Raw genomic sequence first — 25792 nt, 5'->3', positions numbered from 1 at the left:
GGCTGCGTCTCAGTCTTCGACGGTTTCGGCCACGCCGGCGGTATTGCGGGCGCGGAATTGGGCCAGGCGATCAGCCAGCGCGTCATCGGAGAGCGCCAGGATCTGGGCGGCAAGAAGGCCGGCGTTCTTGGCGCCCGGCTCGCCGATCGCCAGGGTCGCCACAGGGACGCCGCCGGGCATCTGGACGATGGACAACAGCGAATCCATGCCCTTCAGACTCTTCGACTCAACCGGTACGCCCAATACGGGTAGCTCGGTCAGGGAGGCCGTCATGCCTGGCAAATGGGCCGCACCGCCGGCTCCGGCGATGATCACTTTGAAGCCCGCAGCCTTCGCGCCCTTGGCGAATTCGTACATCCGATCGGGGGTGCGATGAGCCGAGACAACCTTTGCCTCATAAGGGACGCCGAGGGCGTCGAGGGCATCGGCCGCAGCCTTCATCGTCGGCCAGTCAGACCGGCTGCCCATGATGATGGCGACCTGCGCTTGTCGTGCGCTCATTCCCGAAATGCCCCTTCGCCGGAAAGGCGGGGAGTATAGGCGCCGCCCTTGCGCCCGCAACCAAGGACGTTCAGGATTCGCGAAGTGAACTTTCCGCCGATTCAAGACGGATGGGGCTTATGAAGATCAGCGGCGCGCGAACCGAACCCTTCTCAGCGATCCGCAAGCGCGCGTTGGTGCACGCCGGCGCGCAGGCGAGCGCCCAATCGGCGCCGACGACGGACAAGACCGCGTTCCTCGGTCTGGGCGAGGCCGACCTCACCCCAGCGGTCCAGGGCGCCCTGACCACCCTGCTCAGCGAGATCGACGAACTTCGCGGCGAGGTCGGTCGTCTGAAGTCCAAGCTGACCGAGGTCGAGGGCCTGGCCGACCGTGACGCCCTGACCCCTCTGCTCAATCGCCGCGCCTTTGTGCGTGAGCTTGGCCGCATCCGCACTTTCGCCCAGCGCTACGGATCGCCGGCCAGCCTGGTCTATTTCGATCTCGACGGCTTCAAGGCGGTGAATGACCGCTATGGACACGCGGCGGGCGACGCCTGCCTCTGCGCCGTCGCCGATCGTCTCATCGCTCATGTGCGTGAAAGCGACGTGGTCGGCCGCATGGGCGGCGACGAGTTCGCGGTCATTCTCGTCCAGGCCGACCAGGCGACCGCCGAGAACAAGGCCCGCTCTCTTTCCCAGGCGATCGAAGCCACGCCGATCCGCTTTGGCGAATGGACCGCCCCGCTGCACATTTCCTTTGGCGTTCGCGAAATTTCGACGGAGCTCGACGCCGAGGCGATCGTCGCCGAAGCCGATGCGGCGATGTTCGCGCGCAAGCGGCAGCGGCGCGTCGACTGAAAGTCCAGTTTCGCCGATTCCCCTTAGCTGACGCGCGCACCGTTTGGATAGGTTCGCCGCTCCGAACGACCAAAGGGGAACACTATGATCGGCTACGCCACCGTCGGCTCAAACGACATTGAAAAGGCCAAGACCTTCTTCGACGCAGTCTTGGCGCCACTCGGCGCCAAGCGCTCGTTGGCGGCCCCCCGCATGCAATTCTATGGAGGTCTGGACGGCGGCGCGCTTGCGGTCTGCGAGCCCTACGACAAGGCGACCGCCTCCGCCGGCAACGGCGCAATGGTCGCCCTGGCCTGCCCGACCCGTGAAACGGCCGAACAAATCCACGCCGCCGCGCTGGCCGCTGGTGGCACCTGCGACGGTCCTCCCGGCGAACGGATGCCCAATTTCTACAGCGCCTACTTCCGCGACCTCGACGGCAACAAGTTCTGCGCCTTCAAGATGGACTGAGGTCCCTCAGGCGATGATGTCGGGCGTCTGCTGATCCTTCAGGCGCTCGATCTCGTCCTTCAGGGCCAGCTTCTTCCGCTTCAGGCGGGCGAGGACCATCATGTCGGGCACTGGCGCCTGGGCGATCGCCTCGACCGCCACGCCAAGGTCGGCATGCTCCTGCACCAGGGTGTGGAGGCGGGCGTCGAGCCTTGCCTCCGGATCGTTACTGTCGTCGTCGTTCATACGCGCCCCACGTCACGGGCCCTTATGCCACGGCGCCGCTTGGCGGCCTAGCTCAGCGCGCTCGCCAAGCGAGCCAGGGCGTCGTCGGGAGCGGGTTTTCCCCAGGCGCGCGAGGCCGCCCGCAGAGCCTCCAACGCCGGACGGCCGCCGCGATGGCGCCCTGTCATAGCCTCGAAGGTCTCCATCAGCACCCGCTCGGCCCGCAGCTCCGCGGCCTTCACGTCCTCGCGCAGCCCCTCGCGCGCGCCTTCGCCCACCTGTGGGAAGGGCGCCTTCAGGGTGCGGCGCACGGCGCGGATCGGCTTGAGCACTTCGTCGTCCCAGCGCCGGCCGGCGGCCGCAGCGGCGTCCAGGGTCGCCTGGTCAGGCCCTTCGGCCCACACCGCCCACAGCAGGAACGAGGTGTTCTGCTGGTGCTCGTCCTGCAGGGCGAGGCAAGCGTCCGCCGCCCCAGCCTGCGAATAGGCCTCAAGCGTCCAATCCCACAGCGACAATACTCAGCCCTCCCCCGTCAGCGGACCCAGATCCTGGCCCCAGCGCTTTACCGGCTTCCAGTCCAAGCCGAACAGATCCAGCGCCCGCCCGACGGACTGGTCGACCATCTCCTCGATGGTGGCGGGCTTGGCGTAGAAGGCCGGCAGCGGCGGGGCGATCACCGCCCCCATCTCCGCCAGCCGCACCATGGTGCGCAGGTGACCCAGGTGCAGCGGCGTCTCGCGCACCATCAACACCAGCGGGCGGCGTTCCTTCAGGGTGACGTCGGCCGCGCGGGTCAGCAGCGACGAGGTCACGCCGGTGGCGATCTCGCTCATGGTCCGCACCGAACAGGGCGCGATGATCATGCCCAGGGTCGGATAAGAGCCCGACGCCACCGAAGCGCCGACATCGCCGACGCGATGGGCGACATCGGCCCGGGCGTGGACGTCCGGCAGGGTGAGACTGGTCTCCTGCGCCAGGGTCAGGGCGGCCGCCTTGGAGAAGATCAGGTGGCTCTCGACGCCCAGGTCGCGGCACGCCTCGAGCACGCGCAAACCGTACACCACGCCGCTCGCGCCGGAGACCCCGACCACCAGTCGCGGCCGCTCAGCTTTGCTCATGCCGTTGTATCTCCACCGCCGCTTTCAAGGGCTCGGCCGGCCGCCACCGACCGCAAACATATGTGATCTGACAGGGCTGAACAGCGGGTGTTCACTCTGATCACCATAGTTCGACAAGGAGACGACACGTCATGGCCGTGGAAGCCCGTATCCGTGAACTCGGCGTCCGACACCAATCCCTGGACCGGATGATCGAAGAGGAAACGAACAGGCCAGCCGCAGACGCCATCAAGTTGAAGGAGCTGAAGCGCAAGAAGCTGAAGCTCAAGGAGGAGATCGAAGCCTTGGGCGCGCAAGCGCACTAGGAGCGGCCTCCTCCACGTCCGGCAGGGCGGGGCGCGGACGCCAGACGGCCCTGATCGGTCACCTCCATGGGTCCCCGGAAGTGACCGGCAGGGTCGGCTGCGCGTGACCACCCAAGCAGCTCACGCGACATGAAAAAGGGGTGGCGAGCCACCCCTTTTCCGTTCCTAGTCTTCGTCGCCGTCTTCGTCGTCGAAGTGCGGCGCATCGGCCTCGTGCGGCTCGTCAGCGGAAGCCGCGACTACACCCGTTTCGGAAGCCGGCTCCAAGGTCGGGCCGTCGACGATGCCGCGCTTGGCGTCGTCCTTGGCCTTCTTGTCGGCCGCCTTGCGCACCACGGCGTCCAGCTCCAGCTGGCTGGCCAGACCGAGGGTCACCGGATCGACAGGCTTGATGTTGGTCGAGTTCCAGTGGCTGCGGTTACGCACCTGGTCGATGGTGGCCTTGGTGGTGCCCAGCAGGCGGGCGATCTGGCTGTCGGCCACTTCCGGGTGGTTGCGGATGAACCAGGCGATGGCGTCCGGACGGTCCTGGCGGCGCGACACCGGGGTGTAGCGCGGGGCCTTCTTGACCGGCTTCAACAGCTCGGCGTGACGGCTCTTCTGAGCCTTCATGCGGTACTTGTCGCTGGCCTGCGCCTTGTCCAGTTCCTCGCGGGAAAGCTGGCCATTGGCGATCGGGTCGGCGCCGCGGATGTCGCGCGCCACTTCGCCGTCGGCGATGCCCTTTACTTCCAGCGGGTGCAGGCCGCAAAAGTCGGCGATCTGATCGAAGGTCAGCGAGGTGTTGTCGACCAGCCAGACGGCGGTCGCCTTCGGCATCAGAATGTCGGTCATGACGGTCTTTCCAAAATGACGGCGCCCGGCCTTTCGGCCGGGCGGTGCAATCAAGCAGACCGTCATATAAGCCCGTTCCGCGCTCAAGAAAACGACAAACCTCAAGCACCCGTGCGGCCAAGCTGAGAGCAGGCCAAGCAAAGCTCCCCCTCCGGGATGTTCCCAGGAGACATTTGCAGCGGACGTGCCAAAGTCGTCTCAACAACGACCCTTTGGGAGGGCTCCTGGGATGAGAGGCGCGATCCTTCCGATCGCAGCGGTGGCGATGCTATCGGCCTGCGCGACCACGAAACCGCAGTCGACCGCGTTTGCGGTGCAGACCCAGCGGTCCGACTTCAGCAAACTCTCCTGCCGCCAGATTGCGGCTGAACTGGCCGCCGCCGAGCAGGCCTACAGCTCGGTCTCCAAACGCGGCCGGCCGGCCCACGAGGAGCAGAGCGCCCAAGCCTTCCTGTTTCCGGCCTCCCTGGGCGCGGCGCCGCCGAGCGCCGGCCCGAAGCTGCAGGCGCGGATCGAGGATCTGCAACGAGCCTCCCGCGCCAAACGCTGCACAAGCGCCTTGCGCGAAACTGGCACCGCCTAGACCCCTTCCGGTTCAGTCACCTGAACCGGACGCTTGAAGCTGTCGCGCTCCAGCAGAGTTCGCAGAACCAAGATTGCCCGGCGGCGCGAGCACCCCTAGCAATGGGTGCATGACTCGCATCGCCCTACCGCAGATCAGTACGCCCGACGTCGTCGCCGGGGGCCGCTCGGCCCGGGACGGATACCAGCGCGGCTGGGGCCTCATGCACGCCGGCCTCATGCAGCAGATCGCCGAGGACAAGCTCTATCGCGAGGCGGCGGACGCCAGCGGCGGCTGGTCGCTGATGGTCGAGGCCAAGCGGATGAACCTGTTCCTGCTTCTGACCAGCTTCTTCGAGCGGCTGGACGGGCGCGACGTGATCGAGTTCGGCTCTTATCGCGGCGGCAACGCGCTGTTCATGGCCCACGTCATGAAGGCCCTCTATCCGAAGGCCAAGGTCTATGCCTGCGACACCTATGCCGGCATGCCGGTGACGGACGCCGGCCGCGACCTGCACGGCGCTGGCGACTTCTCCGAAGCCTCCTACGAGGCGCTGGCCAAACGGCGCGACAAGTTGAAGCTGAAGAACCTGGAGATCGTGAAAGGCCTGTTCCAGGACACCTTCCCAGGCATCGCCCAGAAGAAGCCGAGCTTCGGCCTCGCCCACATCGACTGCGACATCTATTCGGGCGTGAAGTACGCCCAGGACGCGGTCTGGCCGTTCATGGCGAACGGCGGCTACGTGGTCTACGACGACGCCGACGCCCCTTCCTGCATCGGCGCGACCGAGGCGGTCGAGCAACTGGTGATGGAGCGCCGCCTGCACTCCGAGCAGGTCTGGCCGCACTGGGTCTTCCGCGCCGGCCTCTAGCGACCTTCGTTCTTCCGAACCATGCTGGTCGCCGCCGCCCCGGCTCGCTAGCCTTGGGAAAAAACCAAGGACGGGTGGAAATGACCAGTTACGGCCAAGCGGCTCTCGAGGCGCTCAACTTCATCGAGGCGCAGCGCGCGCCCGGAACCGCCGTCTGGCGCAGCAACGACCATCCCAAGGCGAGGCCGGCCCATACGCTCTATCACGGGGCCGGCGGAGTCATCCTGCTGCTGCTCGAACTGCACGCGCAGTCCGGCGACCCAACGCTGATGGAGAAGGCGATCGCCGCGGGCGATGAGATCCTGGCCCTGCTGCCGACTATCGAGAGCCTGTCGGTCAACTCCTCGACCGGCTGGGGCGGCTACGTCTTCGTGCTCGGCGAGCTGGCCAAGGCGACCGGCGAGCAGCGCTTCCGCGACGGTGCGGCCTTCTGCCTGCAGGTGATGGAGAAACAGGCGGTGAAACTGGGCGGGGGTGTCGGCTGGGTCGAGCCCATGCCGTTCTCCGACATCACCGGCTTCACCGGCGACCGCGAGATCTACGACCAGTCGGTGGGTTCCGCCGGCGTCATCCTGACCCTGCTCTATGCTGACCACGAGGGACTCTATCCCGGCGCCCTGCCGCTGGCTGTGGCCGCCGGCGAGCGGCTGCTGGAAGTGGCCGAGCCGACGCAGGAGGGGCTGCGTTGGCGGATGATGGCCGACATGCCGTTCCAGTTCACCGCCCCGAACTTCGCCCACGGCGGCGCCGGCGTCGGCTACGCCCTGCTGCAGCTGCATCGGGCCACGGGGGATGCTCGATATCTGGACGCGGCCAAGGAAGCCGCACGCTATGCGATGAGCCGCAGCCACCCGGTCGGCGAGGGCCGCCTGGTCTGCCACAACGAAGACACCCGCAAGCCGATCTTCTACCTCGGCGCCTGTCATGGACCGGCCGGCACCGGGCGGCTGTTGCTGGAGCTGCACGCCGTGACCGGCGAACAGCGCTGGGCCGACGACCTGGACGCCCTGGTGGCGGGGATGGAAGGGATCGGCGCGCCGGAGGAGCGGTCTGCGGGCCTCTGGAACAATCACGGCCAATGCTGCGGCGAGGCCGGGATCGGCGAATTCGCCCTGCTGCTCGCCCGCCGCACCGGCAAGCCGGCCTATCTGAACCTGGCCAGGCGCTGCGCCGAGGTGATCCTGGACGCCAGCGAGACCGAGGACGGCCAGCGGCGCTGGCGCCAGGCTGAACATCGCGACCGGCCCGACTTCATCCAGGCCCAGACCGGCTACATGCAGGGCGCGGCCGGCATCGCCAGCTTCCTGCAGCATCTGGCCGGGACGCTCGAAGGCGCCCCGGTGAAGCTCGCCATGCCGGACTGGCCGGCGATGGACGCCTAGTCGAGCGGCCGGCGGCCGACGATGCGCAGACCGTAGCCGCCGGAGCCCGGGAGCACGGTCGAGGAGTTGGAGAGCAGCTCCATGTCGCGAACGCCCAGGTCCAGCAGGATCTGGGCCCCGACGCCGTAGTCACGCAGGACGTTGGCGCCGTGGTCGGTCCCCGGCTCGGCGCCATAGCGCTCCGACAGCCAGGCCGGGTTGGAGTCGCGGATGAACACCGCCACGCCGGCCCCGTCGAACTCGGCGATCGCCTTCAGCGCGTTGGGCACATAATCGCGCCGCGCTTCCTTGTGACCCAGCATGTCGGCGGCGAAGTCGACGCGGTGCATGCGCACCAGGGTCGCCTTGTCCGGATCGATCTTGCCCTTGGTCAGGACCACATGCTCGGTCTTGTCGAGGATGTTGCGGTAGATGACCATCCGGAAGCGGCCGCCATAGGCGCTGTCGAAAGGCGTCTCCAGCACCCGCTCCACCTGCCGCTCGGTGCGGCGGCGATAAGCAATCAGGTCGGCGATGGTGCCGATCTTCAGGCCGTGCAGCTGGGCGAACGCCACCAGGTCGGGCAGGCGGGCCATTGACCCGTCGTCCTTCATGATCTCGCAGATCACCCCGGCCGGGTTGAGGCCGGCCATGCGGCTGATGTCGACGGCGGCCTCGGTGTGGCCGGCGCGGACCAGCACGCCGCCGTCCTTGGCCACCAGCGGGAAGACGTGGCCTGGCGAGACGATGTCGTCGGCGCGCTTGGTCGGGTCGACCGCCACGGCGATGGTGTGGGCGCGGTCATGCGCCGAGATGCCGGTGGTCACGCCCTCGCGGGCTTCGATCGAGACGGTGAAGGCGGTGCCGTGGCCCGACTGGTTGTCGATCGCCATCGGCGGCAGCCGCAGGGCTCGGGCCCGGTCCGCGCTGATCGACAGGCAGATCAGCCCGCGGGCGTGCTTGGCCATGAAGTTGATCTGGTCCGGCGTCGCGAACTGGGCCGGGATGATGACATCGCCCTCGTTCTCGCGATCCTCGGCGTCCACGAGGATGTAGGGACGGCCGTTGCGGGCGTCCTCGATGATGTCCTCGATGGGCGAGATCGCCGATTCGTGAGGCGTGTCGGCGGCGTTGGTCATAGTCGGGCTTTCATCTTGGCGAAGTCGAGGACCTGCTCCCCGACCGTGGCCAGCTGCCAGGCGTCTTTCGCCTCGATGCAGCCGCCCTCGGCGTCGAACAGTCCCGTCGTCGCATTCAGGGCCGCGCCGAACGGTGTCGGCCAGCCCCGCAGCGCATGTACGATCGACCGTAGCGTGGTCAAGGTGGTTCCGGCCGCCTGCCAGCCGTCCGCGGTAATGACGCAGCCCACCGCGCGGTCGGTCAGATAGGGCCGCTCGTCGGTGCGCAGCATCTCCAGGGTATCGAGCGCGTTCTTGATCACCCCCGAGATCGAGCCGTGATAGCCCGGGCTGGCGACGATCAGGCCGTCGGCTTCGCGCACCGCCTCGGCGAGCAGCAGCTGCTCCTCGCTCGGGGCGGCGTTGGAGGGGTTGTAGATCGGCAGGCGGGCCAGGAACTCGCCGCCCAGCAGCCGGGTGTCCCCGCCGCCGGCCTCGACCGAGCGCAGGGCCACTTGAAGCGCGCGCTCGCTGGTGGATCCGGGCCGGATAGTGCCGCCGATACCGACGATCAGCGGCCGCTTCGAACTCATGCCTGCCCCTCGAACAGCTTCTTCAGTTCCGTCTTCACGATCTTGCCGTTGGCGTTGCGCGGCAGGGTCTCGGGCCAGAACCGCACTTCCACCGGAACCTTGAAGGCGGCCAGCCGCTCGCGGACCAGGGCGCGCAGATCATCCTCGGTGGCGCTGCCGCCCGGCTTGAGGTGAACGACGGCGACCGGTTCTTCCCCGAGCGTCTTGTGCGGCCGGCCGACGAGAGCGGCGTCCATCACGTCCGGGTGGTCGTACAGCACATTCTCCACCTCGACGCAGTAGATGTTTTCGCCACCGCGGATGAGCATGTCCTTGGCCCGGTCGATGATGAAGAGGAAGCCCTCCTCGTCGATCCGCGCCAGGTCGCCGGTGCGCAGCCACCCTTCGACGAAGGTCTCGGCGGTGGCCTCGGGCTTGTTCCAGTAGCCCTTCACCACTTGCGGGCCCTTGACCCAGAGCTCGCCGACCACCCCGGTCGCCAGGATAGTGACGCCGTCGGCCGGGTCGCGGATCTGCATCTCGCCGACCGGCGCGGCCGGACCGGCGCTGTCGGGGCGGTTCTCGTAGTCCTTGCCCAGGTGCGAGGTGAAGGTGGCGGTCGTCTCGGTCATGCCCCAACCGTTGCCGGGCTGCGAGGCTGGGAACACCTCGACGATCTTGCGCACCAGCTCCGGCGCCGAGGGCGCGCCGCCATAGGAGACGGCGGTCAGCGACGACAGGTCGTACTTGTCGCGCGCGGGATGCTCGATCAGCTGCCAGGCGATGGTCGGAACGCCGCCGGTCGAGCCGACCTTCTCGCGCTCGATCAACTGCATCGCCTGCTCGGCCTCCCAGCGGCGCATCAGCACGATCTTGCCGCCGGCGTTGAGGCTGGGCGACAGGTTGGCGCTGAGCCCGGTGGCGTGGAACATCGGCACCACCAGCAGATTGACCCGCTGCGGCAGCTTGTGGGGATCGCTCTCCGGCAGCGGCTGGCCGGCGCGCAGGAAGTTGCGCGTCGCCGCGATGCCGCTGGCCATGATGTTCGAAGTCATGTTGCGGTGGGTGCCCAGCGCGCCCTTCGGCTTACCCGTCGTGCCCGACGTGTAGAGGATGGTGGCGTCGTCTTCCGGCTCCAGCGCCACGTCGGGCAGCGGCTGGTCGGGCAGCTGGCCCCAGCTGTTCACTGGCCCGATCACGTCCTCCAGGCGCGCGACCTTGGCGTTGCTGGGCGGGCCGCCCAGGCGCGGGACATAGACCTTCTCCAGATCCGGCAGGTTGGGGAACGACTCGACGATGCGGTCGAGCCGCTCCTCGTCGACGATCGCCACCTTGGTCCCGGAATCGGCCAGGCCGTATTCCAGCTCCGACCCAGTCCACCAGGCGTTCAGTGGGGTGACGATCGCACCGGCCAGGATCCCGGCCCAGAACGCCACCGGCCATTCCGGCAGGTTGCGCATGATCACCGCGACGCGGTCGCCCTTCTTCACGCCATCGGCCTGGAGCTGCCGGGCCAGGGCGATGGTGGCGCGCGAGAAGCTCTCGAAGGTGGCGCGGTCGTTCTCGTAGACGAGGAACTCGCGGTCCTGGAAGGTTCGGCCGTTCAGGAAGATATCGCGCAGGGTCGGCGGCGCGTTCTTCCAGGTGCGGGTGACGATCCCGCGGATCGGCTTTTCCTCGATCTCGAACCGTTGGCCCGGCGCGGTCAGGGCCGCATGGGCCTGCGCCAGGGTCATCACCGGCCAGGCGGGCGCGGCGGGAGCGTCAATCTGCGTCTGAACGTCGGTCACGAAATCCTCGAAGTCCAAAGTCTCAAATCAAAAAAGAGGGCGGCCCCGCGAAGGAGCCGCCCACACTAGTCGCTTGCTCTCCAGGCTGGATAGCCGTCAGGCGTTTTCTGCGGCCGTAGACCGCGCCGCCTTGTAGGCTTCCTTCAGTTCGCCCAGCTCCTTGGCGTACTTCTCCTGGGCCGCTTCGCGCAGCCGCGGGATGTGGTAGCCGGGGAACAGGTCGTTGTCGGGCCGGTAGTCCTTCAGCACCTGCTTGGCGAGCGTGACCTTGTGAACCTCGGTCGGCCCGTCGGCGATGCCCATGACCAGCGAGCTGGTGACCATGTGCATGAACGGCATCTCGTTGGAGACGCCGAGCGCGCCGTGCAGGTGGGCGGCCTTGGTGGCGACGTCGTTGTAGACCTTGGGCATCGCCACCTTGATGGCCGCGATGTCCTTGCGGACCAGGTTATAGTCCTTGTGCTTGTCGATCAGCCAGGCGGTGCGCAGCACCAGCAGGCGGAACTGCTCGACCGCGATCCAGCTGTCGGCGATCTGCTCCTGGACCATCTGCAGGTCGGCCAGCTTGCCGTCACGGGTGGTGCGTGAGACGGCCCGGCGGCACATCAGGTCCAGCGCGTGCTTGCAGGCGCCGACCGTGCGCATGGCGTGGTGGACCCGGCCGCCGCCCAGGCGAACCTGGGCGATCACGAAAGCCGCGCCCCGCTCGCCCAACAGCGCGTCATAGGGCACCCGGACGTTGTTGTAGCGGACATAGCCCTCCGAACCCTGCCCGATCTCGCCGCTGCCGACGCCGACGTTGCGGATGATCTCGACGCCGGGGGTGTCGGTGGGCACCAGGAAGATCGAGGTGCGGCGGTAGGGATCCTTGGCGTCCGGATCGGTCACCGCATAGAGCACCAGCACCTTGGAATAGCGGGCGTTGGTCGAGAACCACTTCTCGCCGTTGATCACCCACTCATTGCCGTCCAGCACCGCGCGGGTCTTGAAGGTCAGCGGGTCGGATCCGCCGGTCGGCTCGCTCATCGAGAAGGCCGAGCGGATCTCGCCGTTGAGCAGCGGCCAGAGGTACTGCTCCTTCTGCTTGTCGGTGCCGTAGTGGGCGATGATCTCGGCGTTGCCGGTGTCCGGCGCCTGACAGCCGAAGATCGTCGGGGCCAGGCTGTTGCGGCCCAGCTTCTCGTTCATCAGGCCCAGCTTGAGCTGGCCAAAGCCCTGGCCCCCCAGTTCCGGGCCCAGGTGGCAGGCCCACAGGCCCTGGTCCCGAACCTTCTGCTGCAACGGCTTGATGAGCTTCTCGCGGCCCAACGACCCGTGGGCGACAACACCGAGGTGCGAGAGGGGTTCGACCTCCTCGCGCATGAAGTCCTCGATCCAGTCGAGCTTCTTCTGAAATTCCGGGTCGGTTTCGAAATCCCACGCCATCTAGCGTCTCCCATATGGCCGCATGGAGCGGCGGTTTTTCAAACAATCGGTATGGACGGCCGCGCGGCCATCCGGAAAACCTGCGTCCGGACAGCCCCTTAGGACTCCGGTCTCGAGGCCATTATCAAACGCCCGTTTGCCTGACGCAACGTCGCCCTTGAGGCGAAGCCGCGTTTTTCTAGCCCGCGCCCTACTCCGCGGGAACCTTGGCGGGAACGGCGACTCGCGCAGCCTCCTCCGCCGCCTCGGTCTCCTCGGCCACGGAAGGCGTGCCCATGCCGGTGTCGGGGGCCGAGCCGCGCGGAATGCCCTGCATCAGCCGCGCCTTTCGCCAGCCGCCGAAGCGGTAGTAGCCGGCCGCCAGCACCAGCGAGACCATCGAGCCGAGCGGGAAGCTCCACCACACGGCGTCCGGACCCAGGGTCGGCTCCAGGAAGTGCGCGAACGGAATCCGCACGAACCACATGGAGATCAGCAGCCCCAGCAGCGGCGGCCAGACCGCGCCGGTCGCCCGGATGATGCCGTTCAGCACGAAGGCCATGCCGAACGGGATGAAGCCCCACAGCACGTAGGCGTTGATGTGCATGGCGATCGCCGCCGAGGGGCTCGAGGCCGGCAGGAATGCCATCAGCACGTAGGGCTCGACCAGGTAGATCAGCGCTACCGGCGCGCCGGTCATCAGGGCCGCGATCAGCACGCCCTTGCGCGCCACCTCGTTCACCCGGTCCATCCGGCCGGCGCCGACGTTCTGGGCGGCCATCGACGACACCGCCGCCCCCAGGGCCATGGCCGGCATCTGGACATAGGTCCAGAGCTGGATCGCCGCGCCGTAGCCGGCCGCCGTGGCCGAGCCATAGGCGTTGACGAAGCGGATCATGATCACCGCCGCGCCGGAGATCACCAGCATCTGCAGGGCCATGGGGAAGCCCTTGACCACCAGGGTGCGGATGATCGCCAGCTCCGGCTTGAACAGCCGCCAGTCGCCGCGCTTGAGGATCAGCACGCTGTCGGTGCGGTACAGATAGACGATCATCGCCGCCAGGGTGACCGATTGGCTGATCAGGGTTGCAAACGCCGACCCGGCGATGCCGAGCTGCGGAAACGGTCCGTAGCCGGTGATCAGCAGCGGGTTGAGGATCACGTCCAGCCCGACGGAGAACACCGAGAACCAGAACGGCGTGCGCGAGTCGCCGGCCCCTCGCTGCGCCATCATGACGAACGAGAAGAAGTACATGAACGGCATAGCCAGGAAGATCACCCGCAGGTAGGTGATCGCGTCCCGCGTCGCGTCCGGCGGCGTCTGCATGACCTTCAGGATGGCTGGGGTCAGGGTGTAGCCCGCCGCGCCTACCACCAAGGACAGCACCAGGAAGAAGGTGGAGGCCGAGCCGACCACCCGCTTGACCGTCGCCAGGTCCTTGGCTCCCACCGACTGCGAGATCAGCAGGTTGGCGGCCATGGTGATGCCGAACACCGCGCCGAGCATCAGGAAGAAGATGTTGTTGGCGTTGACGGTCGCGGTCAGCGCCGCCTCGCCGAGCACATGGCTCACCCAGATCGCATTGGCCGAGCCGTTCAACGATTGCAGGATGTTCGAGCCCAGCACCGGCAGGGCGAATACGATCAGGGTCTTGCCGATCGGCCCGCTGGTGAGGTCCTGCATGCCGGGACGGCTCGGGGCGCCAGGGCCCTTGTTAGGTCTTGAATCCACTTCGCTCCCCAGGGCGCCGATGAATAGGCGCCGTCCTGCCACCCGACCGCGCCCTTGAAATGAGGACGCTGCTTTGCTCACGCCCCGGGAAGCAGGCGGGGCGAACTGTAGGCGGGGCGTACCGCCGCCTCAAGCACGTGAAGCGAGCTTTCTCCCGACCGGGCGCGTCACTTGGGCGCGCCCAGTCGTGGAGTTCGCGATCTAGGCCTCGGCCAGCGCGCTCTTGGTGCGCCCATAAGCCAGGTAGACCAGCACGCCGATCGCGTTCCAGACGAAGAAGAAGATGATCGTCTTGGCGGTCAGGCTGGTGAACAGATAGGCGCAGCCGGCCAGGCCTAGCGGGCCGATCACCCAGATCAGCGGCGCCTTGAAGGTCCGCGTCAGCTCCGGCGAGCGGCGGCGCAGGATCATCACCGCGGCGATCGTGGCGATGAACGCCGCCAGGGTCCCGGCATTGGCCAGCGAGGCGATCTCCGACAGCGGCATGGCGCCGGCGATGATCGCGGCGATGATCCCGGTCAGGATGGTCACCGCGCTCGGCACGCCGCGCGGCCCGACGCGCGCCAGACGGCGCGGCAGCAGGCCGTCGCGGGCCATGGCGAAGAACACGCGGCTCTGACCGAACATGAAGACCATGATCACGGTCGGCATGGCGACCACCGCCGCCCCCGCGATCAGCGAAGCGGCCAGCGGCCGGTTCAGCTCACGCAGGATGAAGGCCAGCGGCTCTTCGCTCTTTGAGAAGACGTCGAACGGCGAGGCGCCAAGCGCGACCGCCGCGACGATCATGTAGATCAGGGTGCAGGCGATCATCGAGCCGATGATGCCGATGGTCAGGTCGCGGCGCGGGTTCTTGGCCTCCTCGGCCGCGGTCGAGATCGCGTCGAAACCGTAGAAGGCGAAGAAGATGATCGCCGCAGCGCCCATCATTCCGAACTTCCTGTCGCCGATCTGCTCGGCGCCGAAGCCGAAGGGCGCGAAGGGCTCGAAGTGCGCGGGGTTAAAGCTCGGCAAGGTGAGCGCCACGAAGGCCGCCAAGGCCACCAGCTTCACGCAGACCAGGATGAAGTTCACGTTCGCGCTCTCGCGGGTCCCGACCAGCAGCAGCCCCGTCACCGCCAGGGCGATGAACACCGCCGGCAGGTTCACGATGCCGCCTGTCTCCGGCCCGGTGAGCAGCGAGGCCGGAATCGGCCAGCCCGCCTGCTGGATGAGGCCCGAGGCATAGCCGGCCCAGCCCACCGATACGGCGCTGCAGACCAGGGTGTATTCGAGGATCAGGCTCCAACCGATCACCCAGGCCGCCGCCTCGCCCAGGGTCGTGTAGGAATAGGTGTAGGCGCTGCCGGCCTGCGGCACGAGCGTCGCCATCTCCGCATAGCAGAGCGCCGCGCAGGCGCAGACCGCCCCGGCCACCGCGAACGACAGGATCACCGCCGGCCCGGCCAGGCCCGCCGCCACGCCGGTCAGGGTGTAGATGCCGGTGCCGATGATCGCGCCGATGCCCAGGGCCATCAGGTGCGGCCAGCCGAGCGTGGCCTTGAGTTGGCGGCCGGCATGCGGCGCCGGCGCAGCGATCGGCTTGCGACGTGTGACGAAACTCATGGACGTTCCCCGAACTTATGCGCCGCGATCATGACTTGTCGTGCGTCCGACTTGAAGTGGGGTGATTCTTCGCCGTCCGGCGAGCGGTGTTAGCCGAAAATGCCCTTGGCGCCGGATCGTGCGGGCGCCAGCTTGGCCGTCCTCATTGTGAAGGTGGACTGATCATGCGTCTGGCGCCGCTGGCCCTCATCCTTGCCCTGGGCGCTACGCCCGCCCTCGCCGACGATGCGGCGCTGAACAAGCTGGTCGCCGACTATGAGGCATTCGCCCTGGCGCAGGACCCGATCGAGGCGGGCAATCAGGGCGATCGCGCCGCCCTCTCGCGCCTGCCCGACGACTCGCCCGCCGCCGATGCGGCGCGGACCAAGACACTGAAGGCCTTCGCCAGCCAGATCGCCGCCGTCGACCCGGCCAGCCTGTCGGCCGAGGGCAAGATCAACCGCGAGTTCCTGGCCTGGACGGTCGATCGCCGGCTGCAGAGCCTGGCGTTCGACGAGGCGCGGATGCCGTTCTCCTCCGACGGCGGCTTCCACTGGACGATGGGCTACCTCGCCTCGGGCGTCCCGATGCGCAGCACCGCCGACGCCCGCGCCTGGATCGACCGCATCAACGCCGTCCCCGCCTATTACGCCACCGAGATCGCCAACGCCCGCCGCGGGGCCAAGACCGGCTTCACCCAGCCGCGCGCCACCGTCGAACAGGTGATCGCCCGCGCCAGGGAACAGGCGGCCGCCCCGGTCGAGTCCGATCCGCTGATGGGTCCGCTGAACCGCCTGCCGGCCTCGATACCGGCCGCCGAGCAGGACGCCCTGCGCAAGGAGGCGATGGCCGCCATCACCACCAAGGTCCGCCCGGCCCAGGCGCAGTTCGCGACCTTCCTGGAAAGCGAGTACCTGCCCAAGGCGCGCAAGGTCTTGGCGGCCCGCGCCCTGCCCGATGGCGAGCGCTACTACACCTGGCTGGTGCAGGACCACACGACGACCAAGCTGACCCCCGACCAGATCCATCAGAACGGCCTGAACGAGGTCGCCCGCATCCGCAAGGAGATGGAGGCGGTGATCGCCGAGACCGGGTTCAAGGGCGACTTCGCAGCCTTCCAGACCTATCTGCGCACCGATCCGCAGTTCTACGCCGCCAGCCGCGAGGACCTGCTGGAAAAGGCCTCCGAAATCGCCAAGCGGATCGACGACCAGTTGCCCGGCTGGTTCGCCACCCTGCCGCGCCTGACCTACGGCGTGCGCTCGGTGCCGGCCGATATCGAGAAGACCTACACCACCGGCCGCTATTTCCCCGGCAACCCGAAGCTCGGCGTCGCCGGCGGCTACATGGTCAACACCTCGGACCTGCCCCAGCGCCCGCTCTACGAACTGCCGGCCCTGACCCTCCACGAAGCCGTGCCCGGCCACCACCTGCAGATCGCGCTCGGCCAGGAGGCCGAGGACGTCCCCTATTTCCGCCGCGAAGCTGGCGTCAGCGCCTTCACCGAGGGCTGGGGTCTCTATTCCGAGAAACTCGGCGGCGAGATGGGCATCTATCGAAACGCCTATGAGCGCTTCGGCCGGCTGTCCTACGAGATGTGGCGCGCGTGCCGCCTGGTGGCCGACACCGGCCTGCACTGGAAGGGCTGGACCATGGAGCAGGCCCGCGAGTGCTTCACCAAGAACTCCGCCCTCTCCCCGCTGAACATCGACGTGGAACTGGCCCGCTATGTCTCCTGGCCGGGCCAGGCGCTGGCCTACAAGACCGGCGAAATGAGGATCCTGGCCATCCGCGAAAAGGCGAAGGCCGAGCTGGGCGACAAGTTCGACATCCGCCGCTTCCACGATGCGATGCTGCTCGACGGACCGATGCCGCTGGACATGCTCGAGCACAAGATCGACGCCTGGATCGCGGCCGAGAAGGCGAAGTAGCTGCGGAAATTCCTCCCCCCTTGGGGGAGGTGGATCAGCGCATCGCGCCGAGATTGTGGGGGCCCGCTGAGTCAGCGATCCCCCTCAGTCAGCCATCCGGCTGACAGCTCCCTCAGCAGGGGAACAATTGGCGACCTAGTCCGGCCACAGCTCCTGGACGTCGCCCTTGCGGTTCAGCACCCGCACGGCCCGCTTGACCACGGTCAGCAGCCGCTCCTTGCGGGCTTGCTCGTCATAGGTCATCGCACCGCGGGCCAGGCCCTCGAGCAGGAAGCGGCCTAGGTCGCGGCTGGTCTGGAAGCGCGGATCGACGCCGGCCTGGGCCAGCGCCAGGAAGCGGTCGCCGACCTGGTTGTGGTCGAAGGCGCTCTGGGCGTCGGCCAGCCGCACCCGCAGCATGGCTTCGGTGCGGGCGGCCGCCTCCAGTTCTGCGAAGGCGACAAACGGGATCTCGTGCAGCAGCGCCCAGTAGGCGTCGATCGCCTGCTCGGCGGCGTCGACGCCGGGCGCGACGGGCGCGGAGGCGGCCTGCTCGAACAGCCGGGCCCGCTCGACTTCGATATGGGAGATGGCGGCCTCGACCAGCTCTTCGCGGCTGGAGAAATGATAGAGCATCGCCCCCCGCGTCAGGTTCGCGGCGTCCGCGATCATGGCGTTGGTGGCGGCGTGATAGCCGATCTCCGCGAACAGCCGCATGGCGGCGTCGAGGATGCGCGCGCGGGTCCGCCGAGACTTCGGCGTTTCCTTCGCAGGATAGGTTCGGGCGTCCATAGGACCTTATGTGTCGGAAGACCTGGGGAGGGTCGGCCTGACCAAACCCTTAATTCAAAAGGCAGGGCGACAAAAGGGCGCCGACGGCTTTCATGAGAATGACATGCAATCAGCCTAGCGGATGAGCAGGTTCTGCGCAGCCGAGGAGCCACGGCATGTCGGGCGTCGCTATCCGTAAGTATCGGACGGTGTTCATTTCGGACGTCCACCTTGGCACCAAGGGGTGCCAGGCGGAGCTGTTGCTGGATTTCATCCGGCATATCGAGTGCGACACGCTTTTTCTCGTCGGCGACATTGTTGACGGCTGGAAGCTGCGCTCAGGCTGGCATTGGCCGCAGGCCCACAACGACGTGGTCCAGAAAATCCTGCGCATGGCCCGCAAGGGCGTCCGGGTGGTCTACGTCCCCGGCAATCACGACGACGGGGTGCGAGACTTCGTCGGCGTCCACTTCGGCGGCGTGGTGGTGGCGCGCGACGCCATCCACGAGACCGCGGACGGGCGCCGCTTTCTTGTGCTGCACGGCGACGAGTTCGACGGCGTAGTGCAGCACGCCCGCTGGCTGGCCTTCGTCGGCGACTACGCCTATCGGGTGCTGATCGCGACCAACACCCTGTTCAACCGGGTCCGCCGGCGCCTGGGCTTCGGCTACTGGAGCCTGTCGGCCTTCCTGAAAACCAAGGTCAAGAACGCCCTGCAGTTCGTCGAGAATTTCGAGGCCGCGGTCGCTGACGAGGCCCGCCGCCGTGGCGTCGATGGCGTGATCTGTGGACACATCCACAAAGCCGAGATGCGCGATATCGACGGGATCGCCTATATCAACGACGGTGACTGGGTCGAAAGCTGCTCGGCGCTGGTCGAGCACGCGGACGGACGGCTTGAGATTCTGGAGTGGGCCAAGCTTCGCTCCTGGTCGGCCATCGATCGGACCATCCGCCTGGCCGAGCCGGCCTATGAGCCGGACGTCGTCCCGGCCGCTCCGGCCGCCGCCTGAGCAGTCGCGAGCAGTTTCATTGACAGCATCGCTTATTTGGTGACAGTCCCGCTGTCATGATCCCGCCGACACGCTACGCCTCGAGCCTGCGCGACCGTCAGAAGCAGGCCACTCGCGACCAGATCATGCATGCGGTGGCTCGCAAGCTGGAATCCGGTCCGCTGGAGGATCTGAGCTTCGCCGACATCGCCGCCGAGGCCGAAGTCGGCGAGCGCACCGTCTACCGCCACTTCCCGACCAAAGAAGCCCTGCTGGGCGCCTTCTGGGCATGGCTGCAGGCCCAGGCGCTAAGCCCGGCCCGGCCGGCGACCCGCATTCGCGACGCCATCAACGCCCCGCGCGAGAACGGCCAAAAGCCGATGCGGATCCTGCTGGTCACCGACGCCTGGGAGCCCCAGGTCAACGGCGTGGTCCGCACCCTGACCCGCGTGGTCGGCGAGTTGAAGGACCTCGGCCACTCGGTGGAGGTGATCAGCCCCGACCAGTTCAAAACCTTCCCGCTGCCGACCTATCCGGAGATCAAGGTCGCGCTGGCCGCCCACGAACCGGTGCAGGAGCGCTTCAAGGCCTTCGAACCGGAGGCCATCCACATCGCCACCGAGGGTCCGTTGGGCCTGGCCGCGCGGCGGATCTGCGTGGAATGGAAGCTGCCCTTCACCACCAGCTACCACACCCGCTTCCCGGAATACGTGTCGGCCCGCCTGCCTTTGCCGTTGGCGGCCGGCTACGCCTACATGAAGTGGTTCCACAAGCCGTCGGGCCGCATGATGGTCACCACCCCGACCATGCGCGACGAGCTCGAGCGGCACGGCTTCGGCAACATCTCGGTCTGGTCGCGCGGCGTCGACACGGTGATGTTCCATCCCAAGCGCGAGGACGAGCCGGATGTGTTCGCCGGCCTGGCACGACCGATCTACCTGTCCGTCGGCCGCGTCGCCGTGGAGAAGAACATCGAGGCCTTCCTCGGTCTCGACCTGCCCGGCACCAAGGTGGTGGTCGGCGACGGCCCGCAGCTCGAAGAGCTCCGGGAGCGCTATCCGGAGGCGGTCTTCAAGGGGGCCAAGTTCGGCGACGAACTGGCCGCGCACTTCTCCTGCGCCGACGTCTTCGTCTTCCCCTCTCTGACCGACACTTTCGGCCTGGTGATCCTGGAAGCCATGGCCGCCGGGATCCCGGTGGCGGCCTATCCGGCTCCTGGGCCGATCGACATCCTGCCGGGCTCGGGCGCCGGCGTCCTGGCCCACAGCGCCACCGAAGGCCTGCGCGAGGCCTGCATCGAAGCGCTCAAATTGGACCGCAAAGTAGTCCGCGCGTTCGCCGAGGGCTTCTCCTGGAAGGCCTGCGCCGAGGACTTCGTAAAGAATCTGCAGCCCTATCCGGAGCCGGAGAAGACCCGGTTCTGGCGTAAGCTACGGCGCCTGGCGCGTGTGCGCCGCCGGCGGCCGGAGGCGGCCTAGCCAACGCCATCGCGGAAACGGAAAACGCCGCGGACCTCCCGGCCCGCGGCGCTCCCTTTCTCTCCTCAGTCCGCGACTAGGCGGCCGGGCGCGCCATCGGCGTCAGCTTCTGGGCCGTACCCTGCTGCCCGTCGTGCTGGCCGGCCGGCAGCGGGATCAGGCCGCGGCTCTGCAGATAACCACCCTTGCCCGTCGCCGCGTCGGAGACGAACTCGTTGAGGAATTCCTGCAGGCCTTGGGTCACCCCGATATTGGCCTTCTTCACGTAGATGTAGAGCGAACGGGCCAGCGGGTAGGAGCCGTCGGCGATCGAGGCGGCGGTCGGCTTCACGCCGTTGATCGCCGAGCCCTTGATCTTGTCCATGTTCTCTTCGAGGTACGACCAGCCGAAGACGCCCAGCGAGCCGGGAGTCTTCACCAGGGTCCCGACGATGGCGTTGTCGTTCTCGCCGGCGTCGACCCAGCCGTCCTTGCGCAGCGGATCGACCAGTTCCTTGAACTTCTTCTCGTTGTTCGAGCGCAGATCGTCGGCGGTCGGGAACTTGCGGGCCCCGGCCTCAACGGCCAGTTCGACGAAGGCGTCGCGGGTGCCCGAGGTCGGCGGCGGGCCATAGACGTTGATACGGTTGCCCGGCAGGCCGGCGCCGATCTCGTCCCAGGTCGCGTAGGGGTTCTTCACGAACTTGCCCTGGCGCAGCACGTTGGACGCCAGGCCCAGGTACAGGTGCTCGGTCTTGAAGTTGTAGTCGGCGCCGTCCTTGTCGGTGGCGACGACGATGCCGTCGAAGCCGATCTTGATCTGGACGATGTCCTTCACGCCCTTGGCGGCGCAGGCGTCGAACTCGGACTTCTTCATCGGACGTGAGGCGTTGGCGATGTCCGGGAAGGCGTCGCCGACGCCGCCGCAGAACAGCTTGATGCCGCCGCCGGTGCCCAGGCTCTCGACCTTGGGCGCCTTCTTGCCGGTCTTCTTGGCGTAGTTCTCGGCCACGCGGGTGGCGAACGGGAACACGGTCGAGGAGCCGGCGGCCCAGACATAGTCACGGGCGGCGAAGGCCGGAGCCGCGGCGCCCAGGGTGGTGGCCGCAACGGCGGCGCAAAGCAGAAGCTTTTTCATGTCAGGTTTCTCCTGTCGGCCCCGCGCTGGGCGGGGCCGCTTGTGCCTTAGAAGTCGAGCTGAGCGCGCATCTGGAAGACGTCGACGTCGACGTCGCGGCCCGCGCCGGGGTTGTCGTTCTCACCCTTGGTGTAGTTGGCCTGGAAGCGGACATAGGCGGTCGGGTAGTAGTTCACGCCCAGGGTCCAGGCGGTGTACTCGCCGGCGTCCTGCGAGAGCGTGCGCGAGGCCGTGGTGCTGGCCGACGAGTAGGCGTCGGTCAGGTCGGCGTAGTCGTAGCGAACCGCCAGCTCGACGCCGCCGAAGCCGCCGGCGGTGATCGGGTTGAGGATCTTCGGACGACCGAACTCACCCTTGGTGGCGTCGTAGTTGCGCTGCTCGCCGGTGGGCCAGAAGCTGGCGAACACGTAGCCGACCTTCATGTCGGGGTCGCCGCCGGCCGAACCCGCGCCCGCGAAGCGATCGACGGCGATGTCGGCGTACTCGCCCTGCAGCGAGAAGGCCTTGTGAACCACCGCGCCCTCGACGGCCCAGGTGGTGTCCTTGTCGCCGATGGCGCCCGAGTTGATGTATCGCGAGCCGAAGTTGGTGTTCGGACGGCTCTGATAGTTGAATGCGGTTTCGTCGCCATGGTCGCGCCAGCGGCCCCAGCCGGCCAGGTGGACCTTGGTGTCGTCGGTCAGGATCGGCGCGTAGGAGACGCGGCCGGTGACGCCGATACGTTCCTCGCCGGTGGTGACGTCGACGCTGTTGATCGAGTCGCCCTGCACCGCGCCAGTGATGGTCCAGTTCATGCCGTTGGCCTTGGCCACGGCGCTGACCAGGTAGCTGTCGACGCCGAAGTCGCCGAACGGACCGCGATCCATGAAGGTGGTGAAGCGGGTGGAGGTCAGGTTCTCAAGGCCGGCGGCCTTGATGTTGCCGAACATGAGCGAGGTCATGTCGGTCGGCTTGATCTCGATGACGACGTCGTCCCACGACGGCGTGCCGCCGTTCACCCAGCCGCCTTCGATCTTGTAGGCGACGTAGTTGTTCAGCTTGCCTTCGACGCCCAGGAACACCTGGCGGCCGCGGAACGCGCGGTAGGTGGCGTCGGCGCCGGTCTGGCGATCGACGTCCTCAAAGACGGCGTCCAGCAGGACCCGGCCGCGGACCTTGAATTGGACGTCGTCGTTCGTCCATTGCGGCGCGCCCTTCCAGGCGGTGGTGGTGTCTTGCGCCTGCGCACCGGTGGCGGCGGCCATGAACGCGATCACGCCAAGCGCCGCCCCGGCGCACAGCGAGGTGTTGATCTTCATTATCAGGATCCTTGTAGAGCTATCCCCGTGAGCCCTTTCAGAGCTTGCGAGGCGGCTTAACGGGCTCCCGTGACGCTTCAGCCAAGCTTCCGCGACGGCTGATCGTCAGTTCGGTGACAGATTTGCGATGGCCGGAATGAAACCTGGCACAAGCGCTGCTGTAGCGCCGGAAAACGCTTATCCGACAAGGATTTCAGCAAGGCCCGCCATTGCGCGCGGCGCAGGCGTGGAACGCACGAGGCGCCCCGCCTGCGACCTTTTGGACACGCCTAGAGCAGGCGTCCGCGGATGGTTTGTGACAGCAGGTCGATCAATGTGACGGCGACCACGATGACGATCGCGATGGCCGCGACTCGCGAGTAGGCGAAGCTGTTCAGGCTGTCGAACAGGATCTGGCCAATGCCGCCGGCGCCGATCAGGCCGAGTACGGTCGCCGCCCGGCTGTTCGACTCGAAACGGTAGAGCGCATACGAGGTCCACAGCGGCGCGACCTGCGGGATCACGCCCCAGACCACTTCCTGCAGCGGCGCGGCGCCGGTGGCGCGCACGCCCTCGACCGGCCCCTTGTCGATCGACTCGACCGCCTCCGAGAACAGCTTGCCGAGCACCCCGCCGGTGTTGAGCGCCAGGGCCATGACCCCGGCGAACGGGCCGAGTCCCACGGCGACGACGAAGATGGTGCCGATCACCAGGTCGGGGACCGAGCGCAGGGCGTCCATCAGCCGCCGGATCGGCAGCTGCACATACGGCGGCGTGACATTGCGCGCGCCCAGCAGTCCCAGCGGAACCGCCAGCAGCACCGCGATGGCCGTCCCCCACAGGGCGATCTGGATGGTCAGCCACATCTGGCTGACCAGGAACATCCCGTCGCTGAAGTCCGGGCGCAGGAACTCGTGCCCGAACTGGCGCATGTTGTCCGAGTTCTTGAACAGCAGCGGCAGCTTGGCCATTTCGGCCGGGCCGAAGCTGACGATCAGCAGCACGATGATCCCGCCCCACAGGGCAAGGTCGAACACCCGCTGGCCCAGCGGTCGGGTCGGCGGTTTCAGCAGGTCGGCCTCAGTCACGCTGGCGGTCACGTAGGTATCCTATTGGGCCGCGACGGGCTGGCCGGTCTTGGCCTCGAGCGCAGCGCGCTCGGTGGCGATGTCGTCCAGCGCCTTCTGGGCCTGAGCTTCCTTGACCTTGTCGCCGTCGTTGCGGGCCTCGAGCAGTTGCTCGGTGGCTTCCATCTCACGCACGGGCAGCAGGTGCGAATTGTTGGCCGGGCGGAAGCCGCCGATCGACAGGGCCCCCAGCAGCTTGCGCTGGCGCTCGGCCTCGGGGCCCTCGCCCTGGGCGTAGGTGAGGAAGAATTGGCGGAGCTTTTCCTTCACCGCCGGATCGAGGTCGCTGCGCCAGATGATCGGGTCTTCCGGCAGCTTGGGGCTTTCCCAGATCACCCGCACCTGGTCGGCGACCGGCGATCCGCGCTCGCGCTGCAGACGCAGGGCGGTGGAGTTGTTGGTGGCCACGTCGAGCACGCCCTTGGCCACCGAGAACAGGTTGGCCTGGTGGTTGGCGGTGCGCACCTGCTTGAAGCAGGCCTCCGGGCGGATGCCCTTGGGCGCGAACAGATAGGTCATCGGCGCCAGGGTGCCCGAGGTCGACTTGGCGTCGCCGATCCCGAAGGTCAGCGTCTTGTCGCACTTGAGCACGTCTTCCAGGGTCGTCTTCGACTTGGCCGGCACGATCAGCAGCGACTTGTAGCCGTCCGAGCCGCTGGGATCGAAGGTGCGCGCGAAGACTTCGCCGTTGGAGCGGCGAACCGCCTCCAGGCCCGACTGGTTTGAGAACCAGCCCGCGTCGGTCTGCTTGAAGCGCAGCGCCTCGATCAGGGCGGTGTAGTTGGAGGCGAAGAACGGCTTCACCGGAATGCCGATCGACTTCTCCATGTCGGCCAGGATCGGCTTCCAGAAGGTCTCCATGCTCGACGAGTTCTCGGTCGCCAGGATCGAGAAGTTGAGCACCTTCGGCGGCTCGCCGGCGCCCGGCGCCTTTTCGGACTTTCCGCAGGCGGAGAGGCCAAGGGCGGCCAGGCTGCTGCTGATCAGCAGGCGACGGTCGATCATTTCGGCGCTCCTTCCCAGAAGACGTCTTCGAATTCCGGGCCGTAGATATCGATGAGCTGTTTGCGTTCCAGACCCGAAGCCGGGCCATCGTAGACGATCTTGCCGGCCTTCAGGGCGACGACGCGATCGCAGTAGCGCAGGGCGTAGTCGACCTGGTGCAGGGTGACGACCACGGTCAGGCCGTCCTGCTGGTTCAGGTCGCGCAGGATCTCCATGACCCGACGGGCCGAGACCGGGTCGAGCGAAGCGACCGGCTCGTCGGCCAGGATGATCTTGGCCTTCTGGACCAGGGCGCGGGCGATGGCGCCGCGCTGCTGCTGGCCGCCGGACAGGGTGTTGGCCCGCTGGCCCGCATATTCCGCCACGCCCACCCGGGCCAGCGCCGCCATGGTCGCGGCCTTGGTCTCGGCCGGCCAGGCGCCGAACACGCCGCGGAGGAACGGGATGCGCCCCAGCGAGCCCAGGGCCACGTTGGAGAACAGGGTCAGGCGGCCGACCAGGTTGAACTGCTGGAAGATGAAGCCGATGCGGATGCGCGCGTCGCGCACCTTGCTGCTGATCTTGCCTTCCGACTGCACCACGCCGCCGAAGGCCTCGATCCGGCCGGGGCCGGAGTCGATGGTCTGCAGGCCGCTGATCGAGCGCAGCAGGGTGGACTTGCCCGAGCCGGACGGCCCGATCAGGGCGATCATCTCGCCCTTGCTGACATTGAGGGACACGGAATCCAGGGCGCGCCGAGAACCGAAGCTCTTGGAGGCGTTCCGCACGGACAGAACGGCGGCTTCAGACATAGATGGCGAGGCTTCCCCGGATCAGCGCGCGCAACGGTACGGACTCGTTGTGATCGCCGACCCTTGCGACGGCTTCATG

At 67.4% G+C, this 25792-nt stretch carries 26 protein-coding genes and 1 pseudogene; 10 read left to right on the top strand and 17 right to left on the bottom strand.

What is annotated here, in order from left to right:
* Window positions 1-9: 9 nt before the first annotated feature.
* On the bottom strand, window positions 10-501 hold the full coding sequence (purE, locus tag AC1DQJ_RS10105) for a 5-(carboxyamino)imidazole ribonucleotide mutase (RefSeq protein WP_477602797.1): 492 nt from the start codon (window positions 499-501) through the stop codon (window positions 10-12).
* 119 nt (window positions 502-620) lie between these two features.
* Between purE and AC1DQJ_RS10100 the strand changes: the two genes are divergently transcribed.
* Complete coding sequence (locus AC1DQJ_RS10100; protein ID WP_477602795.1) at window positions 621-1340, top strand: GGDEF domain-containing protein; 720 nt, start codon at window positions 621-623, stop codon at window positions 1338-1340.
* A gap of 84 nt (window positions 1341-1424) precedes the next feature.
* Complete coding sequence (locus AC1DQJ_RS10095; protein WP_477602793.1) at window positions 1425-1790, top strand: VOC family protein; 366 nt, start codon at window positions 1425-1427, stop codon at window positions 1788-1790.
* 6 nt (window positions 1791-1796) lie between these two features.
* On the opposite strand, the gene AC1DQJ_RS10090 is transcribed toward AC1DQJ_RS10095, so the two are convergent.
* Genes AC1DQJ_RS10090 through AC1DQJ_RS10080 form a run of 3 tightly spaced genes read right to left on the bottom strand, consistent with a single transcriptional unit; the run spans window position 1797 to window position 3112 of the window.
* On the bottom strand, window positions 1797-2015 hold the full coding sequence (locus tag AC1DQJ_RS10090; RefSeq protein WP_477602791.1) for a YdcH family protein: 219 nt from the start codon (window positions 2013-2015) through the stop codon (window positions 1797-1799).
* Window positions 2016-2062: 47 nt separating this feature from the next.
* Window positions 2063-2509 (bottom strand): TIGR02444 family protein, encoded by a 447-nt coding sequence (locus tag AC1DQJ_RS10085; protein WP_477602789.1) that lies wholly within the window; start codon window positions 2507-2509, stop codon window positions 2063-2065.
* Between the two features lie 3 nt (window positions 2510-2512).
* Window positions 2513-3112, bottom strand: coding sequence for a UbiX family flavin prenyltransferase (locus tag AC1DQJ_RS10080; RefSeq protein ID WP_477602787.1), 600 nt, complete (start codon window positions 3110-3112; stop codon window positions 2513-2515).
* 131 nt (window positions 3113-3243) lie between these two features.
* On the opposite strand from AC1DQJ_RS10080, the gene AC1DQJ_RS10075 reads away from it, so the two are divergent.
* Complete coding sequence (locus AC1DQJ_RS10075; RefSeq protein WP_477602785.1) at window positions 3244-3417, top strand: DUF465 domain-containing protein; 174 nt, start codon at window positions 3244-3246, stop codon at window positions 3415-3417.
* A gap of 165 nt (window positions 3418-3582) precedes the next feature.
* Here AC1DQJ_RS10075 and AC1DQJ_RS10070 read toward each other — a convergent pair whose 3' ends face one another.
* Complete coding sequence (locus AC1DQJ_RS10070; RefSeq protein ID WP_477602783.1) at window positions 3583-4251, bottom strand: DUF1013 domain-containing protein; 669 nt, start codon at window positions 4249-4251, stop codon at window positions 3583-3585.
* Window positions 4252-4480: 229 nt separating this feature from the next.
* On the opposite strand from AC1DQJ_RS10070, the gene AC1DQJ_RS10065 reads away from it, so the two are divergent.
* The 3 genes from AC1DQJ_RS10065 (at window position 4481) to AC1DQJ_RS10055 (ending at window position 7066) form a co-directional block, all read left to right on the top strand.
* Window positions 4481-4834, top strand: coding sequence for a hypothetical protein (locus AC1DQJ_RS10065; protein WP_477602781.1), 354 nt, complete (start codon window positions 4481-4483; stop codon window positions 4832-4834).
* Between the two features lie 109 nt (window positions 4835-4943).
* Window positions 4944-5684 carry a TylF/MycF/NovP-related O-methyltransferase gene (locus AC1DQJ_RS10060; protein ID WP_477602779.1) on the top strand — a complete coding sequence of 247 codons (741 nt, stop codon included), beginning with the start codon at window positions 4944-4946 and terminating at the stop codon, window positions 5682-5684.
* Window positions 5685-5764: 80 nt separating this feature from the next.
* Entirely contained in the window at window positions 5765-7066 is a 1302-nt protein-coding gene (locus AC1DQJ_RS10055; protein ID WP_477602777.1) for a lanthionine synthetase LanC family protein, read from the top strand.
* Here the strand turns inward: AC1DQJ_RS10055 and ribB are convergent.
* The 6 genes from ribB to AC1DQJ_RS10025 all read right to left on the bottom strand — a co-directional run bounded on the left by ribB (window position 7063) and on the right by AC1DQJ_RS10025 (window position 15266).
* The gene (gene ribB / locus AC1DQJ_RS10050) at window positions 7063-8184 is read right to left on the bottom strand and encodes a 3,4-dihydroxy-2-butanone-4-phosphate synthase (RefSeq protein ID WP_477602775.1); all 1122 of its coding nucleotides are present in this window, start codon (window positions 8182-8184) and stop codon (window positions 7063-7065) included. The genes AC1DQJ_RS10055 and ribB overlap by 4 nt on opposite strands.
* On the bottom strand, window positions 8181-8756 hold the full coding sequence (locus tag AC1DQJ_RS10045; protein ID WP_477602773.1) for an NADPH-dependent FMN reductase: 576 nt from the start codon (window positions 8754-8756) through the stop codon (window positions 8181-8183). Before AC1DQJ_RS10045 ends, ribB begins: the two co-directional genes overlap by 4 nt.
* Window positions 8753-10471, bottom strand: coding sequence for a class I adenylate-forming enzyme family protein (locus AC1DQJ_RS10040; protein WP_477603104.1), 1719 nt, complete (start codon window positions 10469-10471; stop codon window positions 8753-8755). The genes AC1DQJ_RS10045 and AC1DQJ_RS10040 overlap by 4 nt, the downstream gene beginning before the upstream one ends.
* 150 nt (window positions 10472-10621) lie before the next feature.
* On the bottom strand, window positions 10622-11950 hold the full coding sequence (locus AC1DQJ_RS10035) for an acyl-CoA dehydrogenase family protein (RefSeq protein WP_477602771.1): 1329 nt from the start codon (window positions 11948-11950) through the stop codon (window positions 10622-10624).
* Between the two features lie 190 nt (window positions 11951-12140).
* Window positions 12141-13661, bottom strand: coding sequence for an MATE family efflux transporter (locus tag AC1DQJ_RS10030; RefSeq protein WP_477602769.1), 1521 nt, complete (start codon window positions 13659-13661; stop codon window positions 12141-12143).
* A 201-nt stretch (window positions 13662-13862) separates the two neighbouring features.
* Complete coding sequence (locus tag AC1DQJ_RS10025) at window positions 13863-15266, bottom strand: amino acid permease (protein WP_477602767.1); 1404 nt, start codon at window positions 15264-15266, stop codon at window positions 13863-13865.
* A 164-nt stretch (window positions 15267-15430) separates the two neighbouring features.
* Between AC1DQJ_RS10025 and AC1DQJ_RS10020 the strand changes: the two genes are divergently transcribed.
* Complete coding sequence (locus AC1DQJ_RS10020; protein ID WP_477602765.1) at window positions 15431-17176, top strand: DUF885 domain-containing protein; 1746 nt, start codon at window positions 15431-15433, stop codon at window positions 17174-17176.
* A 135-nt stretch (window positions 17177-17311) separates the two neighbouring features.
* Here the strand turns inward: AC1DQJ_RS10020 and AC1DQJ_RS10015 are convergent, their stop codons facing one another.
* Complete coding sequence (locus AC1DQJ_RS10015) at window positions 17312-17947, bottom strand: TetR/AcrR family transcriptional regulator (protein WP_477602763.1); 636 nt, start codon at window positions 17945-17947, stop codon at window positions 17312-17314.
* A 155-nt stretch (window positions 17948-18102) separates the two neighbouring features.
* Between AC1DQJ_RS10015 and AC1DQJ_RS10010 the strand changes: the two genes are divergently transcribed.
* The 3 genes and pseudogenes from AC1DQJ_RS10010 (at window position 18103) to AC1DQJ_RS10000 (ending at window position 20396) form a co-directional block, all read left to right on the top strand.
* Complete coding sequence (locus AC1DQJ_RS10010) at window positions 18103-18939, top strand: UDP-2,3-diacylglucosamine diphosphatase (protein WP_477602761.1); 837 nt, start codon at window positions 18103-18105, stop codon at window positions 18937-18939.
* A 56-nt stretch (window positions 18940-18995) separates the two neighbouring features.
* Window positions 18996-19187, top strand: a pseudogene (locus AC1DQJ_RS10005) (TetR/AcrR family transcriptional regulator); the annotation flags it as partial.
* 111 nt (window positions 19188-19298) lie between these two features.
* The gene (locus AC1DQJ_RS10000) at window positions 19299-20396 is read left to right on the top strand and encodes a glycosyltransferase family 4 protein (protein WP_477603102.1); all 1098 of its coding nucleotides are present in this window, start codon (window positions 19299-19301) and stop codon (window positions 20394-20396) included.
* 76 nt (window positions 20397-20472) lie between these two features.
* Here the strand turns inward: AC1DQJ_RS10000 and AC1DQJ_RS09995 are convergent, their stop codons facing one another.
* The 5 genes from AC1DQJ_RS09995 to phnC form a co-directional block, all read right to left on the bottom strand.
* Complete coding sequence (locus AC1DQJ_RS09995; protein WP_477602759.1) at window positions 20473-21513, bottom strand: substrate-binding domain-containing protein; 1041 nt, start codon at window positions 21511-21513, stop codon at window positions 20473-20475.
* A gap of 47 nt (window positions 21514-21560) precedes the next feature.
* The gene (locus tag AC1DQJ_RS09990) at window positions 21561-22811 is read right to left on the bottom strand and encodes an OprO/OprP family phosphate-selective porin (protein WP_477602757.1); all 1251 of its coding nucleotides are present in this window, start codon (window positions 22809-22811) and stop codon (window positions 21561-21563) included.
* A 269-nt stretch (window positions 22812-23080) separates the two neighbouring features.
* A complete protein-coding gene (gene phnE / locus AC1DQJ_RS09985) occupies window positions 23081-23890 on the bottom strand; it encodes a phosphonate ABC transporter, permease protein PhnE (protein ID WP_477602755.1) in 810 nt (269 codons plus the stop codon).
* 9 nt (window positions 23891-23899) lie between these two features.
* Window positions 23900-24922: a phosphate/phosphite/phosphonate ABC transporter substrate-binding protein gene (phnD, locus tag AC1DQJ_RS09980; RefSeq protein ID WP_477602753.1), complete on the bottom strand. Its 1023-nt coding sequence runs from the start codon at window positions 24920-24922 to the stop codon at window positions 23900-23902.
* Window positions 24919-25713, bottom strand: coding sequence for a phosphonate ABC transporter ATP-binding protein (gene phnC / locus AC1DQJ_RS09975; RefSeq protein WP_477602751.1), 795 nt, complete (start codon window positions 25711-25713; stop codon window positions 24919-24921). Before phnC ends, phnD begins: the two co-directional genes overlap by 4 nt.
* Window positions 25714-25792 lie beyond the last annotated feature (79 nt).

It is taken from the genome of Phenylobacterium sp. P4_E10, from assembly GCF_056401675.1.
This window is presented reverse-complemented; position numbering and strand designations above follow the sequence as displayed.